Raw genomic sequence first — 15,890 nt, forward strand, 5'->3', positions numbered from 1 at the left:
CGCGCGGCTCAATCGCCCAGCAGTTCCCCGATCGGCTGCAGGTCTTCGACATGGTCGCAGACCGCCTTCACGACCATCAGGATCGGGATCCCCAGCAGCAGGCCCCAGATGCCCCACAGCCAGCCCCAGAAGATCACGCCGACGAACACCGCCACCGGGTTCATGCGGCTGGTCTTGCTGGTCAGGAAGGGCACCAGCAGATTGCCGACCAGCGTGTGGATCACCAGCGAGGTGCCGCCCACCAGCAGCGCCATCTGGATGCCGTTGAACTGCAGGAAGGCCACCAGCCCCGCGGCCGCCATCACGATCACCGAGCCGATGTAGGGGATCAGGTTGGTGACCGCGGCGACGATGCCCCAGACCGCCGCGTTCTCGAGCCCGAGGCCCCAGAAAGCCAGCCCGGTCGCCACGCCCACCAGGGCGCTGGTGAGGATCTGCACCAGCAGGTAGCGCTCGATGTGGCCCGTGATGTCGTCGAGCACGTGCACCGTGATCTTCTTCTTCTGCAGGCTGGGGCCGGTGATCTTGACCAGCTTGCGCCGGAAGGTGTCGCCGGACCCGAGCGCGAAGAAGGTCAGGAAAGCCACCAGCGTCAGCTGGCCGGCGGCGCTGATCAGGCCGACGGTGCCGCTCCACATGTAGTCGCGCACATTGAAGGATGGCCTCTCGATCACGACCCGCGCCACGCCCTTGCGCGCGGCCACCTTGGCCGAGTTCTCCTCGGCCGCCTGTTCGAGCTGCGCCGCGGCCTTTTGCACGGTGTCGAGCGTGTTGGCATCGGTCGCCCGGCTGCTGGTGCGCAACGCCAGGCGCAGCTTCTGCGCCGCCACCGGCAGCGAATCGACCAGTTCGGACGCGCTGCCGGCCAGCGAATAGCCGGTCCAGCCGAAAGCGCCGCCGAGGCCGAGCAGGATCGCCGCCGCGCCGATCCAGCGCGAGATCTTCCAGCGCTCGAGCCGGTCCACCAGGGGGGCCAGCGCGTAGGTCAGCAGCAGGCTGACCATCAGCGGGATGAAGACGGCCGCCGCCCAGCGCAGCGCGAACACGCTGGCCAGCACGGCCAGCACCACCAGCGATGCGCTGCGGACATCGACCGGCATGTGCAGCAGCACGCGGTCGGGCTCGGCCGTCTCGACGACAGCGGCGGCGGCCGGTTCGGCAGCTTCGCTCATCGCACGTCCTTGAGCGCTTCGCGCACGGTCGACAGCTGGCGCCGCGACACCATCACCGGTTCCGGAATGCCGTCGAGCCGCAGCGCCCAGCCCTCGGCGTCCTCGCCGTCGTCGTACTTCTCGAGGGTGCGGATGGCGGCGCGTGCCACCAGGGCGTTGCGATGGACCCGCACGAAGCGGGCCGGATAGCGCTCCTCCAACTCGGCCAGCGAGCCGTCGAAGATGTGGCTGCGCGAGGCCGTGCGCACGGTCAGGTACTTGAGCTCCGACTTCAGGTACAGGATCTCCGACAGCGGCACCCGCTCGGTGCGGCCGCGATCCTGGATCAGCAGCACGTCCTGCGGCTCGGCCAGCGGCGCCCGCTGGTCCTTGAGGTAGCGCTCGGCTTTCTGCAGGGCCTGCTGCAGGCGCTCGGCGCGCACCGGCTTGGTCAGGTAGTCGACCGCCTCCAACTCGAAGGCGGTGACGGCGTGGGCCGCGTAGGCGGTGACGAACACCACCGCCGGCGCGCCCGGCCGGCTGCGCAGCTGGCGCGCCAGCTCGAGGCCGTCGAGGCCGGGCATGTGGATGTCCAGCAGCACCAGGTCGAAGCGCGCGCTGGCCAGCTGGGCCAGCGCGCCTTCGCCATGGGCCGCCTCGGCCACCACTTCCGCCGGCGGCGAGTTGCAATCGGCCAGCAGGGCGCGCAGGCGCGAGCGCGCCAGCGATTCGTCGTCGACGATGAGGGTTCGAAGCGCGGGCATGCTCATGATTCAGCGGGGATGGCGATGCGGACGCGATAGCTCTTCTCGTCCATGCCGGCATGGAACTGCGCCTGCATGTCGTGCAGCAGGCGCAGGCGATCGCGCACGTTGTCGAGCGCAATGCCGTGGCCGCGCGGCAGCGGCGCATCGGCCCAGCGCAGCGGCGGCAGGCTGTTGATGACCTCGATCAGCACCATCGCCCCTCGGCGCTCGGTGCGGATGCGCAGGCGGGCGCCGTCCGGGCTCGGCTCGACACCATGCTTGACCGCGTTCTCGACCAGCGGCTGCAGCAGCAGCGGCGGCAGCCGGGCGCCGTGGGCCGCCGGATCGATGTCCCAGCGGATGCGAAGCCGGTCGCCGAAGCGCACCTGCTCGATCGCCAGGTAGCGCTCGGCCAGCGCGATCTCGTCGGCCAGCGTGACCGATTCGCCCGGGTCCGCCAGCGCCTGCCGGAACAGCTCGCTCAAGTCTTCCAGCATGGCCTCGGCCTTGGCCGGCTCCTGGCGCACCAGGGCGATCGCGCTGTTGAGGGTGTTGAAAAGAAAGTGCGGCCGGATGCGCGACTGCAGCTCGGCCAGCCGCGCGGTGGTGGCCGCCGGCGTCTGGCCGCGAGCGCGCAGCACCAGCGCCGCCATCATCAGTCCCGCGAAGAGGGCGCCGGCCAGTGCGCTGGCGAGCCAGGGCGCCGTGCCGACCACGCCGGTCAGGCGCAGCAGGCCGCAGCCATACAGGGCCGCCAGCGCGCCGAGCAGCGCCCCAGCCGCATACTGCGCCGGCACCGGCAGCCGGGCCAGCAGCTTCTTGAGCGCACAGGTGGCGAGCAGCCAGACCAGCGTGGCCGGCAAGGCGCCGCCGGTGACGGTCGCCGCCAGCAGCAGCCATTCGGACAGAGTCGGGGCCGCGAACAACGTGGCCACCGCCACTACCACCTCGACGAAGAGCACCGCGCGCAGCACCACGCCGATCTGGCAGGCATCGAACAGTGCCCGCACGGGGCGCGCGGGCGCCTTGACCCGGGTCGGAACGGGCGTGGCGGGAGGCGTCGCCGGCGACGCCGTGGGGGTGGCCGATAAAATCGACGGGTTGCGCATCACAGAAACAATGGGTGCCAAACCCATTATTGCCTCCCGAACGGTTCCCATGACTCAAAACCAACTCGACAAGAAATCCGAAGCCTGGTCCGCCCTGTTCTCCGAACCGATGAGCGACCTGGTCAAACGCTACACGGCCAGCGTGTTCTTCGACAAGCGGCTGTGGCAGGCTGACATCGAGGGTTCTCTGGCGCATGCCGGCATGTTGGCAGCCCAGGGGATCATCGGCGTGCAGGACCTCGCCGCGATCCAAGGCGGGATGAAGCAGATTCGCGACGAAATCGAATCCGGCGCTTTCGACTGGAAACTCGATCTCGAGGACGTGCACCTGAACATCGAGGCCCGCCTGACGCAGCTGGTCGGCGACGCCGGCAAGCGCCTGCACACCGGCCGCAGCCGCAACGACCAGGTCGCGACCGACGTGCGCCTTTGGCTGCGCGGAGAGATCGACCTGATCGCCGGCCTCCTGACCGACCTGCAGAAGTCGCTGCTGGCGCTGGCCGGCAAGAACGTCGAGGTCATCCTGCCGGGCTTCACGCACCTGCAGGTGGCGCAGCCGGTGAGCTTCGGCCACCACATGCTCGCCTACGTGGAAATGTTCGCACGCGACGCCGAGCGCATGGCCGACGTGCGCAAGCGGGTCAACCGCCTGCCCCTGGGTGCCGCGGCGCTGGCCGGCACCAGCTACCCGCTGGATCGGGAGGCCGTCGCGCGCGCGCTCGGCATGGACGAGGTCTGCCAGAACAGCCTGGACGCCGTGAGCGACCGCGATTTCGCGATCGAATTCACCGCCGCCGCCTCGCTGGCGATGGTCCACATCAGCCGGCTCAGCGAGGAACTGGTGCTGTGGATGAGCCAGTCCTTCGGCTTCATCGACATCGCCGACCGCTTCTGCACCGGCAGCTCGATCATGCCGCAGAAGAAGAACCCGGACGTCCCCGAACTGGCGCGCGGCAAGACCGGCCGCGTGGTCGGCCACCTGATGGGCCTGATCACCCTCATGAAGGGCCAGCCGCTGGCCTACAACAAGGACAACCAGGAAGACAAGGAGCCGCTGTTCGACACCGTCGACACGCTCAAGGACACGCTGCGCATCTTCGCCGAGATGGTCGGCGGCATCACGGTCAAGCCCGAGGCAATGGAAAAGGCCGCGCTGCGCGGCTACGCCACGGCGACCGACCTGGCCGACTACCTGGTCAAGAAGGGCCTGCCCTTCCGCGACGCGCACGAAACCGTGGCCCATGCGGTCAAGGCCGCGATCTCGCACCAGGTCGATCTGTCGGAGCTGCCGCTGGCGGTGCTGCAGACCTTCAACCCGAAGATCGAGAAGGACGTCTACGACGTGCTGAGCCTGCGCGGCTCGTTGAACGCCCGCAACATCCTCGGCGGCACCGCGCCGGCGCAGGTGCGCCAGCAGATCGCCCGGCACCAGGCACGACTGGCCTGAAGCGTGAAGTTCTGCGGCAATAGGCCGATGGTCGGAGGGGTTTGGCCGTCCGTCATGTTCCTAAATGTAAGAATGTAGTGCTAAAGTTTGGCATGCTTTGCGCTTACGGATTCGGGTGAACCCTGATCCGAAGCTGCCACCAAGCGCCGAACTCCATGGAAATACCCCGCTGCGTCGTCGTCATCCTGACCTTCAATTCCGCCTCGATCGTTCGCGAAACGGTCGCTCAGGCGAAAAAAGTGAGCCCGCACGTCTTCGCGGTGGACTCGCATTCGTCCGACGGCACGCCGGCGATCCTCGAGGAACTGGGCTGCAAAGTGGTGCAGCGCCCGTTTTCGAACTACAGCGACCAGCGCAACTGGGCCATCGCCCAGATCGAGCCCTCGTACCAATGGCAGCTGCACCTGGACGCCGATGAGGTGCTGGACGATCGCGCGGTCGCCGAGATCACGGCCGTGCTGGCGGGCCAGCCCCCCTTCGACGCCTACCTGATCCGCCGCCGCGACTACTTCATGGGCAAGATGCTGCGCTTCAGCGGCGTCAACCCGTGGCACCTGCGGCTCTTCCGTTCGGGCCAGGGCCGCTGCGAGTCGCGCCTCTACGACCAGCACTTCATCAGCAGCGCGAAGCCGGGCCGCCTGGACGGCTTCATGCACGACAAGAACTCGGCCCGCCTGGCCGACTGGATCGCCAGCCACAACCGCTGGAGCGACGCCGAGGCAAAGGAAAAGCTCGGCCCCCAGGTCGCCGCCGACAACGTGCTGCAGCCGCGCCTCATGGGCGATGCCCGCGAGCGCACCCGCTTCATCAAGGAGCTTTACTACAAGCTCCCGACCGGCGTCCGCTCGCTCAGCTACTTCGTCTACCGCTACGTGTTCCGCCTCGGCTTCCTCGACGGCACGACCGGTTTCTACTTTGCCTTCTTCCAGGCGCTGTGGTTCCGCATGCTGGTCGACGCGAAGATGTACGAGCAACGCCATCAGCAACCATCGAACTGACTTACCAGGAAGACTCAGCGAATGCGCAAATACAACGCCTCCAAACGGATGCTGGTCACCGGCGGCGCCGGCTTCCTCGGCAGCCACCTGTGCGACCGCCTGATCGAACAGGGTCACGACGTCCTGTGCGTCGACAATTTCTTCACGGGCAGCAAGCGCAACGTCGAGCACCTGCTGGACCATCCGCGCTTCGAGCTGATGCGGCACGACGTGACCTTCCCGCTCTACGTCGAGGTCGACGAGATCTTCAACCTGGCCTGCCCGGCTTCGCCGATCCACTACCAGCACGACCCGGTGCAGACCACCAAGACCAGCGTGCACGGCGCCATCAACATGCTGGGCCTGGCCAAGCGCGTGCGGGCCAAGATCCTGCAGGCCTCCACCAGCGAGGTCTACGGCGACCCCGAGATCCATCCGCAGGTCGAGGCCTACTGGGGCCGCGTCAATCCGATCGGCATCCGCAGCTGCTACGACGAGGGCAAGCGCTGCGCGGAGACGCTGTTCTTCGACTACCACCGCCAGCACCAGCTGCGCATCAAGGTGGTGCGGATCTTCAATACCTACGGCCCGCGCATGCACATGAACGACGGCCGCGTGGTGTCGAACTTCATCGTCCAGGCCCTGAAGGGCGAGGACATCACGATCTACGGCGACGGCCAGCAGACACGCAGCTTCTGCTACGTGGACGACCTGCTGGAAGCGATGCTGCGCATGATGGACACCGGCGACGAGCTGCCGGGCCCGGTCAACATCGGCAATCCGGGCGAGTTCTCGATGCTCGAGCTGGCCAACAAGGTGATCGAACTGACCGGCTCGAAGAGCAGGCTGGTCAAGCTGCCGCTGCCCGCGGACGACCCCAAGCAGCGCCGGCCCGACATCTCGATGGCGCAGAAGGAACTCGGCGGCTGGGCGCCCAAGACCCAGCTCGAGGAAGGCCTCAAGAAGACCATCGCCTACTTCGACCAGATCCTTTCGGAACCCACGGCGGCCTGAGCGCATGAACATCTCGATCATCGGCACCGGCTACGTCGGCCTGGTCACCGGCGCCTGCTTGGCGGACATCGGCAACAACGTCTTCTGCCTCGACCTCGACCCGCGCAAGATCGCCACCCTCAACGAGGGCCGCATCCCGATCTACGAACCGGGCCTGGCCGACGTCGTGGAGTCGAACGTGGCGGCCCGGCGGCTCGCTTTCTCGACCGACATCGAGGCCTCGGTGGCGCACGGCGACATCCAGTTCATCGCCGTCGGCACGCCGCCCGACGAGGACGGCAGCGCCGACCTGCAGTACGTCCTGGCCGCGGCGCGCAACATCGGCAAGTACATGGAAGGCTTCAAGGTGGTGGTCGACAAGTCGACCGTACCGGTGGGCACGGCCGACAAGGTCACGGCCGTGATCCAGGAAGAACTCGACCGGCGCGGGCGCTCCGACCTGCGCTTCTCGGTGGTGAGCAACCCCGAGTTCCTGAAGGAAGGGGCGGCGGTCGAGGACTTCATGCGGCCCGACCGGATCGTGATCGGCTACACCGACGACCACGACGGCCGCGAGGCCCTGGGCTGGATGCGCCAGCTCTACGCGCCCTTCAACCGCAACCACGAACGCACCCGCGTGATGGACGTGCGCTCGGCCGAATTCGCCAAGTACGCCGCCAACGCGATGCTGGCCACCCGCATCAGCTTCATGAACGAGCTGGCCAACCTGGCCGACCGGGTCGGCGCCGACATCGAGGCGGTGCGCCAGGGCATCGGCTCCGATCCGCGCATCGGCTACAGCTTCCTGTATGCCGGCACCGGCTACGGCGGCAGCTGCTTCCCGAAGGACATCCAGGCGCTGACCCGCATCGCACGCGACAACGGCCAGACGCTGCGGGTGCTCGAGTCGGTCGAGGCGGTCAACGACGAGCAGAAGCGCGTGCTGACCAACAAGGTGCTGGCGCGTTTCGGACCCGACCTCAGCGAGCGCAGCTTTGCCCTCTGGGGCCTCGCCTTCAAGCCCAACACCGACGACATGCGCGAGGCGCCGAGCCGCGTGGTGCTCGACGTGCTGCTGCGCGCCGGCGCGCGCGTGGTGGCGCACGACCCGATCGCGGTCGAGGAGACGAAGCGCGTGCTGAAGCTCGACTTCGCGGATGCGCCGGCGCTGCTCGATCGCATCAGCTTCACTTCGGCGAAGGACCCGATCGAGGCGCTGGCCGGCGCCGATGCGCTGATCATCGTCACCGAGTGGAAGGCCTACCGCAGCCCAAACCTCGAGCGGATGAAGGCATTGATGAAGTCGCCGGTGGTCTTCGACGGTCGCAATCTCTACGAGCCGGCCACGATGAAGGACGCCGGCATCACCTACCAGGGCATCGGCCGCAACAGCCTCTGAGTACCGCTGTCATTACAGCTTGTTACCATTACGGATTGAATCGCCCGGAATTTGCCAACGCTTTCCGGTCGAAGAACGTTGGTCTTCGATGGTGTCGATGAAAGCTGCAGCCCGCCTCGTCCTTTTCTCCCTGGTGTTCGCAGGCGCGCTGGCGGCGCAGGCCGAGCCTGCCGCGGTCGACGCCACGCCGGCCTACAGCGCGGCCCGGGCCCGCTGGCAGGGCGAACTCGCCTCCTTCGCCGCCGCCGACCGCGAGCGGCAGCCGGCGCCCGGCGGCGTGCTGTTCGTCGGCAGTTCGACGATCCGGATGTGGTCGCGCCTGGCCGATGACTTCCGCCAGCAGCCGGTGGTGATCAATCGCGGCTTCGGCGGCTCGACCATGGCCGACTGCAGCCTGTTCGCGGCCGATCTCGTGGTGCGCTACAAGCCGCGGCTGGTGCTGGTCTATGCCGGCGACAACGACCTGGCCGAGGGACGCACGCCGCTGCAGGTCCTCGAGAGCTTCGCCCAGTTCGCCAGCACCGTGCGCGCGGGATTGCCCGACACCCGCATCGCCTACATCTCGGTCAAGCCCAGCCCGTCGCGCGCGAAGCTGCTGCCCGGCGTGCGCGAGACCAACCACATCATCGAGGCCTACCTGCAGCGCCTGCCCAACAGCGACTACATCGACGTCTACACGCCGATGATGGGCGCCGACGGCCGGCCGCGCGCCGAACTGTTCCGCGGCGACCAGCTGCACCTCAACGACGAGGGCTACCGGCTCTGGCAGTCGGTGATCGCAGCGCACCTGCAGCCGCCGGAGGCCGCAGGAACTTCAATCGCCCAGGGCGCGCGGTAGCGGCAGTGCCGGCTTCTGCCGCTCGTCCCACCAGAGCGTGAGACGGGCAACGCCGTAGAGCCACGCGAACACCACGGCCAGCAACAGCACGTCGCCCCACCAGGGCCGCGCCGTCTGGCTGTCCCCGTAGACCGCCAGCACCAGCAGCACCGCCACCAGATGGGCGCAGAACACCGGCAGCGAGGCGCTGCCCAGGTCCTCGAGCCAGTGCAGGCGCGGAATGCGCCGCATGAAGGCCGGCCCGAAGCGCACCGCCACGATGCCGAGCACCGCCAGATTGACCAGCCGCAGCGGCCCCAGCTGCCACTTGTCGAACAGCAGGTTCAGCTCGACGTCGCCGCCGAAGGGGGCCTGGCCATTGATGCCGTGGTGGCGCCACCAGAAGCCGTAGAGCGCCGCCGCTCCGGCAAGCAGCACCAGCCAGTCGGGGATGCGCAGCGGCTGCGCATCGGGCGCGTTGCGGCCGGCGCCCATCCAGAGCCCGGCGAACCACAGGAACTGCCAGGCGAAGGCGTTGAAGGCGCCCATCTCGTGAAAGGGAACCGTGAGCCCGGTGTGGCGCACGGTCAGCCCGTAGAGCCATTCGCTGAGCCCGAACTGCGCCAGCGCCCAGAGGCTGGCACTGGCGACCATCACGCCGGTCCAGCCGTGGCGCAGCCCGAAGGCCAGCACCCACGGGCTCAGCAGCATGAAGAAGATGTACATCGGCAGGATGTCGAGCAGTGCCGGTTCGTAGATCAGGAGCAGCGAATAGAGGAAGCCCTCGTGGGGATTCATCAGATAGAACGACAGCAGGTTCTTGACTGCCGGCTGGTCGATGCGAAGGCCGACGGCCGAAATGACCGTGAACAGGAACAGCAGGGTCGCGGCCTGGCTCAGGTAGACCTTGAGCGCGCGGCGCCAGAAGGCCCGGCGCATCGAGTCGACGCCCTGGGTGCGCGCGATCCGGCTGTAGACCAGCCCCGACACGAAGGCCGACAGCAACACGAAGCCCTCGGCGGCCGAAACGAAGCCGAAGGGCTGCCCCAGCGGATCGGTCAAGCGGGTCGGCAGATGGGTGACGGTCATCAGCACGAGCATGAGCCCGCGCAATGCATCGATTTCCCAGTAGCGTTTCATCGGTCGACGTGATCTGTGAGCGGTCCGCGCGAGACACGCACGACGAGCCCCGAATTGTAAGGAGCGGGCCCCGGGACCGGGCTCCGCGCGAGGGCAAATGGGCTACGCTCGACGCGCTACGGATCTTGGATGAGGAACAACGCTTGAGACTGTCGACCCCCGCCTTCCTGCTGGCCGCCAGCGCCATCCTGGCCGCCGGCGCGGCCCAAGCGCTGCAGATCACCAGCCTGACGCCGCAGGGCGAAGTCTCGCGGGTGCGCCAGGTGGTCGCCCGGTTCGACCAGCCGGCCGTGCGCTTCGGCGACCCCAAGGCAGCGGCGCCGCTGGCCGTCGCCTGCGCCGATGCCGAGGCCGGCCGAGGCACCGGCCGCTGGACCGGCGAGAAGGAATGGGTCTTCGATTTCGAGAATGACCTGCCGCCGGGCCTGCACTGCACCGTCACGCGGGTCGCCGGCTTCCAGTCGCCGGCCGGCGCCGCCCTGACCGGCCCCGAGAACTGGCGCTTCAACAGCGGCGGCCCCTTCATCCGCAACTGGCAGCCCAGCTACGGCAAGATCGACGAGCAGCAGATCTTCCTGCTCGAACTCAACGGGCCGGCCACGCCCGAGAGCGTGCAGGAGAACGTCTGGTGCGCCGCCAGCGGCATCGGCGAGCGCATCCCCGTGAAGCAGGTCGGCGGCGATCAGCGCGCCGCGCTGCTGAAGTCCCTGGGGCGCGACAAGGACGCCGAGAAGGCGCCGCTGCGCTTCCTGACGCTGCAGTGCAATCGCACGCTGCCGCCGGCCGGCAAGGTGCAGCTGGTCTACGGCAGGGGCGTCGCGACGCCCTCGGGCGTGGCGAACAACGTCGAGCGGCGGCTCGGCTTCGAAGTGCGGGAGCCCTTCGCGGTGTCGTTCAGCTGCGAGCGCGAGAACGCGCAGTCGGCCTGCCTTCCGCTCAAGCCGATGGTGCTGCAGTTCAACGCGCCGGTGGCGCGCCGGCTGGCCGCGGCCATCACCCTCAAGGGCGCCGGCAAGAGCTTCACGCCGCAGTTCGACGACAACGCGGCCCGGGACGACGACGGCGTGGTCGAATCGCTGCGCTTCGCCGGCCCCTTCGCCGAGCAGACGGCATTCACGATCGAGCTGCCGGCCAAGTTCGAGGACGCCTCGGGCCGCACGCTGGCCTCGCCCGGCAGCTTCCCGCTCAAGGTCGCGACCGGCCTGATGCCGCCGCTGGCCAAGTTCGCGGCCTCGCCCTTCGGCGTGGTCGAGCGCCTGGCGGAGCCCGGCGGCGTGGCGCTGATGCCGGTCACGGTGCGCCGGGTCGAGGCGGCGCTCCAGGTGCAGGCCCTGACCCTCGGCTCGACGCCCGGCCGGGTCAGCGACCTGAATCCGAAGAGCGACCCCGAGATCATTGCCTGGTTCCGCAAGGTGCGCCGCTACGACAACGACCTGGTGTCGCGCAAGACCGCCGCCCGCGACGTCAAGGCGCCCCTGCCCAAGGTGATCGACAAGGACGATCGCGACAGCATCCAGACCCGCATGGTGTCCCTGCTCGGCGGCCAGCCCGGCGTGCGCGCACTCGACATGCCGAAGGCCGAGGGCGGCGATCCGCGCCCCTTCGAGGTGGTCGGCATTCCGCTCACGCCCGGCTTCCACGTGCTCGAGATCGCCTCGCAGAAGCTCGGCGACGCGCTGCTCGACGAACGCTACGGCAGCGGCCGCACGATGTACGTGCGGACCACCGCGCTGGCCACCAACCTGGCGGTGCATTTCAAGCTGGGCCGCGAGAACTCGGTGGCCTGGGTCACGACGCTCGACAAGGGCCGCGTGGTCGCCAATGCCGCGGTGCGGGTGTCGTCCTGCGACGGCCGCGAGGTGGCGGCGGGCAGCACCGATGCCAACGGGCTGGTGCGCCTCTCCGGCATTTCCGCCGAAGCGCCCTCCTGCAGCAGCGACGACGACTACAACGCCGGCGCCTACTTCGTCAGTGCCCGCGCGAAGGATGCCGATGGCGTCGAGGACCTCGCCTTCACCTGGAGCGACTGGCAGCGCGGCATCGAGCCCTGGCGCTTCAACGTGCCGACCAGCCTCGATGCCCGACCCGACCGCATCGCCCACACGGTGTTCGACCGCATGCTGCTGCGCGCCGGCGAGACGGTGTCGATGAAGCACCTGATCCGCACCCAGACGCAGAAGGGCTTCGGCCTGCCCGAACGGCTGCCCGACACGCTGGTCGTCACCCACGCCGGCAGCGGCCAGCAGTTCACGCAGCCGCTGAAGTGGCGCAAGACCGCCACCGGCGGCCTCAGCAGCGAAAGCAGCTTCGCCATTCCGCCGGCCGCCAGGCTCGGCATCTACCAGGTTGAACTGAGGAGCGGCAAGGAAGGCGCGGCAGAAGGCGGCGCAGGCAGCGAAGCCACCGGCCAGTTCCGGGTCGAGGAGTTCCGCCTGCCGGTGCTCGAAGGCCGCATCGGGCCCAGCGACGGCAAGCCGCTGGTCGCGATCGGCTCGCTGCCGGTCGCCGTGCAGGTCAACTACGTGGCTGGCGGCGGCGCGGCGGCCCTGCCGGTGCGCGTGTCGGCGCTGGTGCGCGCCAGGCAGCCCTCCTTTCCCGACTTCGACGCCTTCAGCTTCGCCGCTCCGGCCAAGGAAGGCGACAGCGACCCGGCGGGCGCCGACGAGGCCCGCGTGATCGCCGACAAGCTCCCGCTCACGCTCGACCGCGAGGGCGCCGGCAAGCTGGTGATCGAGAAGATCCCGGTCGCCAGGGCGACGCCGCGCGAGCTGCTGCTCGAAGCCAGCTACTCCGATCCCAACGGCGAGGTCCAGACGCTGCGCAGCAGCCACACGCTGTGGCCGGCGTCGGTAGTCGCCGGCATCAAGACCGAGGGCTGGGTCTCGGCCAGCCAGAAGATCAGGTTCCAGGCCCTGGCGCTCGACCTCGCGGGCAAGCCCCAGGAAGGCGTGACGCTCAACGTGCGTGCCATCGCCCGCATCACGACCACCAGCCGCAAGCGCATGGTCGGCGGCTTCTACACCTACGACAACAAGACCGATGTGAAGGAGATCGGGACCATCTGCAGCGGCAAGAGCGACACGCGCGGCCTGCTGTTGTGCGAGGCCGAACTCAAGGAGCCGGGCCAGGTCGAGCTGATCGCCAGCGCCACCGACAAGGAGGGCCGCGACAGCCGCGCCGCGGCCTCGGTCTACGTCACGCGCCAGGGCGAGCTCTGGTTCGGCGGCGAGGACCACGACCGCATCGACGTGCTGCCCGAGAAGAAGAGCTACCAGCCCGGCGAGGTCGCGCGCTTCCAGGTGCGCAGCCCGTTCCGCTTCGCCACCGCGCTGGTGTCGGTGGAGCGCGAAGGCGTGATCGAGACCCACGTGGTGCAGCTCAACGGCCAGGATCCGACCGTGACGCTGCAGGTCAAGCCCGAATGGGGGCCGAACGCCTACATCAGCGTGCTGGCGCTGCGCGGACGGCTGCGCGAGGTGCCGTGGTACAGCTTCTTCACCTGGGGCTTCAGGGCGCCGCGCGAATGGTGGACCGCCTTCTGGTACGAAGGCAAGGAGTACGTCGCGCCCACCGCGCTGGTCGACCTGAGCAAGCCGGCCTACCGGCTCGGCCTGGCCGAGATCCGGGTCGGCACCCAATCGCACCGCATCGACCTGAAGGTGTCGAGCGACAAGCCCGCCTACCCGGTGCGCAGCCAGGCGCAGGTCACGATCACCGGCCGGCTGCCCGACGGCAAGCCTGCGGTCGGCGCCGAAGTCGCGGTGGCGGCGGTCGATGAAGCGCTGCTCGAACTGCTGCCCAACGACAGCTGGAACCTGCTCGAGGCGATGCTGCAGCGGCGCAGCTGGGGCGTCGCCACCTCGACCGCGCAGATGGAGATCGTCGGCCGCCGGCATTACGGCCGCAAGGCCGTGCCCGCGGGCGGCGGGGGCGGCAAGAGCCCGACGCGCGAACTGCTCGACACGCTGCTGCTGTGGAAACCCGCGCTGGTGCTCGACGCCAACGGACAGGCCACGCTCGCGGTGCCGCTCAACGATGCGCTGACCAGTTTCCGGATCGTGGCCGTGGCCGATGCCGGCACCGGCCTGTTCGGTACCGGCCAGGCGTCGATCCGGTCCACGCAGGACTTGCAGATCATCAGTGGCCTGCCGCCGCTGGTGCGCGAGGACGACCAATTCCGGGCCCAGCTCACGCTGCGCAACACCACCGCCAGCGCCATGAAGGTCGAGGCGACGCCGCGAGCGACCCTGCTCACGCTGGCGCCGCAGACGGTCGAGATCCCGGCCGGCGAAGCGCGCGAGCTGGCCTGGACCGTGACCGCGCCGGCGCAGCTCGGGCAGACGCGAGCCGAGGCGATCCTGTGGGAGATCGAAGCCCGCGACACGCTGGGCGGCGCGCGCGATGCGCTCAAGGTGCGCCAGCGCATCCTGCCCGCGGTGCCGCTGACGGTGCAGCAGGCGACGCTGGTGCAACTCGACGGCCCGTTCACGCTCGACGTCGGGCCGCCGGCCGACGCCCTGCCCGGCCGCGGCGGCCTGCGCATGTCCTTGCAGCCGCGGCTGGCCGAAGGCCTCGCCGGCGTGCGCGACTGGTTCGCCGTCTATCCCTACGCGTGCCTCGAACAGAAGGCCAGCAAGGCCATCGGCCTGCGCGACGGCAAGGCCTGGCAGGCGGTGCTGGCGCAGATGCCGAGCTATCTCGACGGCGACGGCCTGGCGAACTACTTCCCGCCGCGCGATGGCGAAGCGAATCGCGGCAGCGACATCCTGACCGCCTACCTGCTGGCCGCTACGCACGAGGCGGCCGCGATCGACCCGGCCTTCGCATTGCCCGAGACGGCCACGGCGCCGATGGTGCAGGGCCTGATCGCCTTCGTCGAAGGCCGCATCCAGCGCGAGTTCTGGAGCCCGCGCAAGGACCTCGACGTGCGCAAGCTGGCGGCGCTCGAGGCGCTGTCGCGCTACGGCAAGGCGCAAGGCCGCATGGCCGCCAGCATCACCATCGCGCCCAACCAGTGGCCGACCAGCGCGGTGATCGACTGGCTGCAGATCCTGCGCCGCGTCGCCGATGTGCCGCAGCGCCAGCAGCGCCTCGACGAAGCGAACAACGTGCTCAGGGCGCGCCTGAGCTGGCAGGGCACGCGGCTGCAGTTCAGCACCGAGCAGGACGACAACTGGTGGTGGCTGATGGCCAACGGCGATGTCAACAGCGCGCGGCTGCTGCTGGCGGTGCTGGACGATCCGGCCTGGAAGGACGACATCGGCCGGCTCGCCAGCGGCTTCATCGGCCGCCAGCACAACGGCGCCTGGCGCACCACCACCGCCAACCTGTGGGGCGGCCTCGCGCTCGAGAAATTCTCCAGGCGCTTCGAGAGCGCGCCGGTCACCGGCCTCACGGCCGCCAGCCTGGGGGCCGCCAAGGCACAGGTGGACTGGAGCAAGGTCGAGCGGATCAAGGCCGGCGACCCGGGCGGCGCGCCGAACCAGGCCCGCGGCTTCGGTGCGCCGGCATCGCCGGGCATGCTGCGCAACAACACCATGTTCGTTCCGTGGCCTGCCGCTGCCGCGCGCGACACGCTGCTGGTGACGCAAAGCGGCAGCGGCAAGCCCTGGCTCACGCTGCAGTCGCTCGCCGCGGTCGAGCTCAAGGCACCCTTCGCCTCCGGCTACGCGATCAGGAAGACGGTGACGCCGGTCGAGCAGGCGACGCCGGGCATCTACACGCGCGGCGACGTGCTGCGCGTGAGCCTCGAGGTCAACGCCAGTGCCGACATGACCTGGGTCGCGATCACGGACCCGATCCCCGGCGGCGCCACGATTCTGGGCGGCGGGCTGGGCCGCGACTCGCAGATCGCGACCCAGGGTGAGAAGCGCTCGGGCAGCGGCTGGCCAGCCTTCGAGGAGCGCAGCTTCGAGGCCTTCCGCAGCTATTACGAATACCTGCCGAAGGGCAGCGTGAAGATGGAGTACACGCTGCGCCTCAACAACGTCGGCGACTTCGCGCTGCCGCCGAGCCGCGTCGAGGCGCTCTACGCGCCGGAGATGTTCGGCGACATGCCGAATGCGCGGGTCAAGGTGGAGGCGGCGAAATAGGAGGGACGCACGGGCTTGA

Annotated in this window: 10 protein-coding genes; 6 read left to right on the forward strand and 4 right to left on the reverse strand. The window is 69.0% G+C overall.

Annotated elements, in window-relative coordinates; all coding sequences use genetic code 11:
* Window positions 1–8: 8 nt before the first annotated feature.
* From QTI45_RS13595 to QTI45_RS13605, 3 genes are read right to left on the reverse strand one after another with little or no spacing between them, the layout of a single operon-like run.
* Window positions 9–1,172 carry an AI-2E family transporter gene (locus QTI45_RS13595; protein WP_286368345.1) on the reverse strand — a complete coding sequence of 388 codons (1,164 nt, stop codon included), beginning with the start codon at window positions 1,170–1,172 and terminating at the stop codon, window positions 9–11.
* Window positions 1,169–1,915 carry a LytR/AlgR family response regulator transcription factor gene (locus QTI45_RS13600; RefSeq protein ID WP_286654698.1) on the reverse strand — a complete coding sequence of 249 codons (747 nt, stop codon included), beginning with the start codon at window positions 1,913–1,915 and terminating at the stop codon, window positions 1,169–1,171. The genes QTI45_RS13595 and QTI45_RS13600 overlap by 4 nt, the downstream gene beginning before the upstream one ends.
* Window positions 1,916–1,917: 2 nt before the next feature.
* Window positions 1,918–3,006, reverse strand: coding sequence for a sensor histidine kinase (locus tag QTI45_RS13605; protein WP_444813114.1), 1,089 nt, complete (start codon window positions 3,004–3,006; stop codon window positions 1,918–1,920).
* A gap of 49 nt (window positions 3,007–3,055) precedes the next feature.
* Here QTI45_RS13605 and argH point away from each other — a divergent pair, with 49 nt between their 5' ends.
* The 5 genes from argH to QTI45_RS13630 all read left to right on the forward strand — a co-directional run bounded on the left by argH (window position 3,056) and on the right by QTI45_RS13630 (window position 8,660).
* Window positions 3,056–4,453, forward strand: a complete 1,398-nt coding sequence (argH, locus tag QTI45_RS13610) for an argininosuccinate lyase (protein ID WP_286368342.1) — start codon at window positions 3,056–3,058, stop codon at window positions 4,451–4,453.
* Window positions 4,454–4,608: 155 nt separating this feature from the next.
* Window positions 4,609–5,451: a glycosyltransferase family 2 protein gene (locus QTI45_RS13615; protein ID WP_286368341.1), complete on the forward strand. Its 843-nt coding sequence runs from the start codon at window positions 4,609–4,611 to the stop codon at window positions 5,449–5,451.
* Between the two features lie 21 nt (window positions 5,452–5,472).
* Window positions 5,473–6,444 carry a UDP-glucuronic acid decarboxylase family protein gene (locus QTI45_RS13620; RefSeq protein WP_286368340.1) on the forward strand — a complete coding sequence of 324 codons (972 nt, stop codon included), beginning with the start codon at window positions 5,473–5,475 and terminating at the stop codon, window positions 6,442–6,444.
* Between the two features lie 4 nt (window positions 6,445–6,448).
* Entirely contained in the window at window positions 6,449–7,822 is a 1,374-nt protein-coding gene (locus tag QTI45_RS13625) for a UDP-glucose dehydrogenase family protein (protein WP_286368339.1), read from the forward strand.
* A 97-nt stretch (window positions 7,823–7,919) separates the two neighbouring features.
* Window positions 7,920–8,660 (forward strand): SGNH/GDSL hydrolase family protein, encoded by a 741-nt coding sequence (locus tag QTI45_RS13630; protein WP_286368338.1) that lies wholly within the window; start codon window positions 7,920–7,922, stop codon window positions 8,658–8,660.
* Here QTI45_RS13630 and opgC read toward each other — a convergent pair.
* A complete protein-coding gene (gene opgC, locus QTI45_RS13635; RefSeq protein ID WP_286368337.1) occupies window positions 8,637–9,779 on the reverse strand; it encodes an OpgC domain-containing protein in 1,143 nt (380 codons plus the stop codon). The genes QTI45_RS13630 and opgC overlap by 24 nt on opposite strands.
* 149 nt (window positions 9,780–9,928) lie before the next feature.
* Between opgC and QTI45_RS13640 the strand changes: the two genes are divergently transcribed.
* The gene (locus QTI45_RS13640) at window positions 9,929–15,871 is read left to right on the forward strand and encodes an alpha-2-macroglobulin family protein (RefSeq protein WP_444813113.1); all 5,943 of its coding nucleotides are present in this window, start codon (window positions 9,929–9,931) and stop codon (window positions 15,869–15,871) included.
* Window positions 15,872–15,890: the final 19 nt, after the last annotated feature.

It is taken from the genome of Variovorax saccharolyticus (genome assembly GCF_030316765.1).
Lineage (GTDB): Bacteria > Pseudomonadota > Gammaproteobacteria > Burkholderiales > Burkholderiaceae_C > Variovorax > Variovorax saccharolyticus.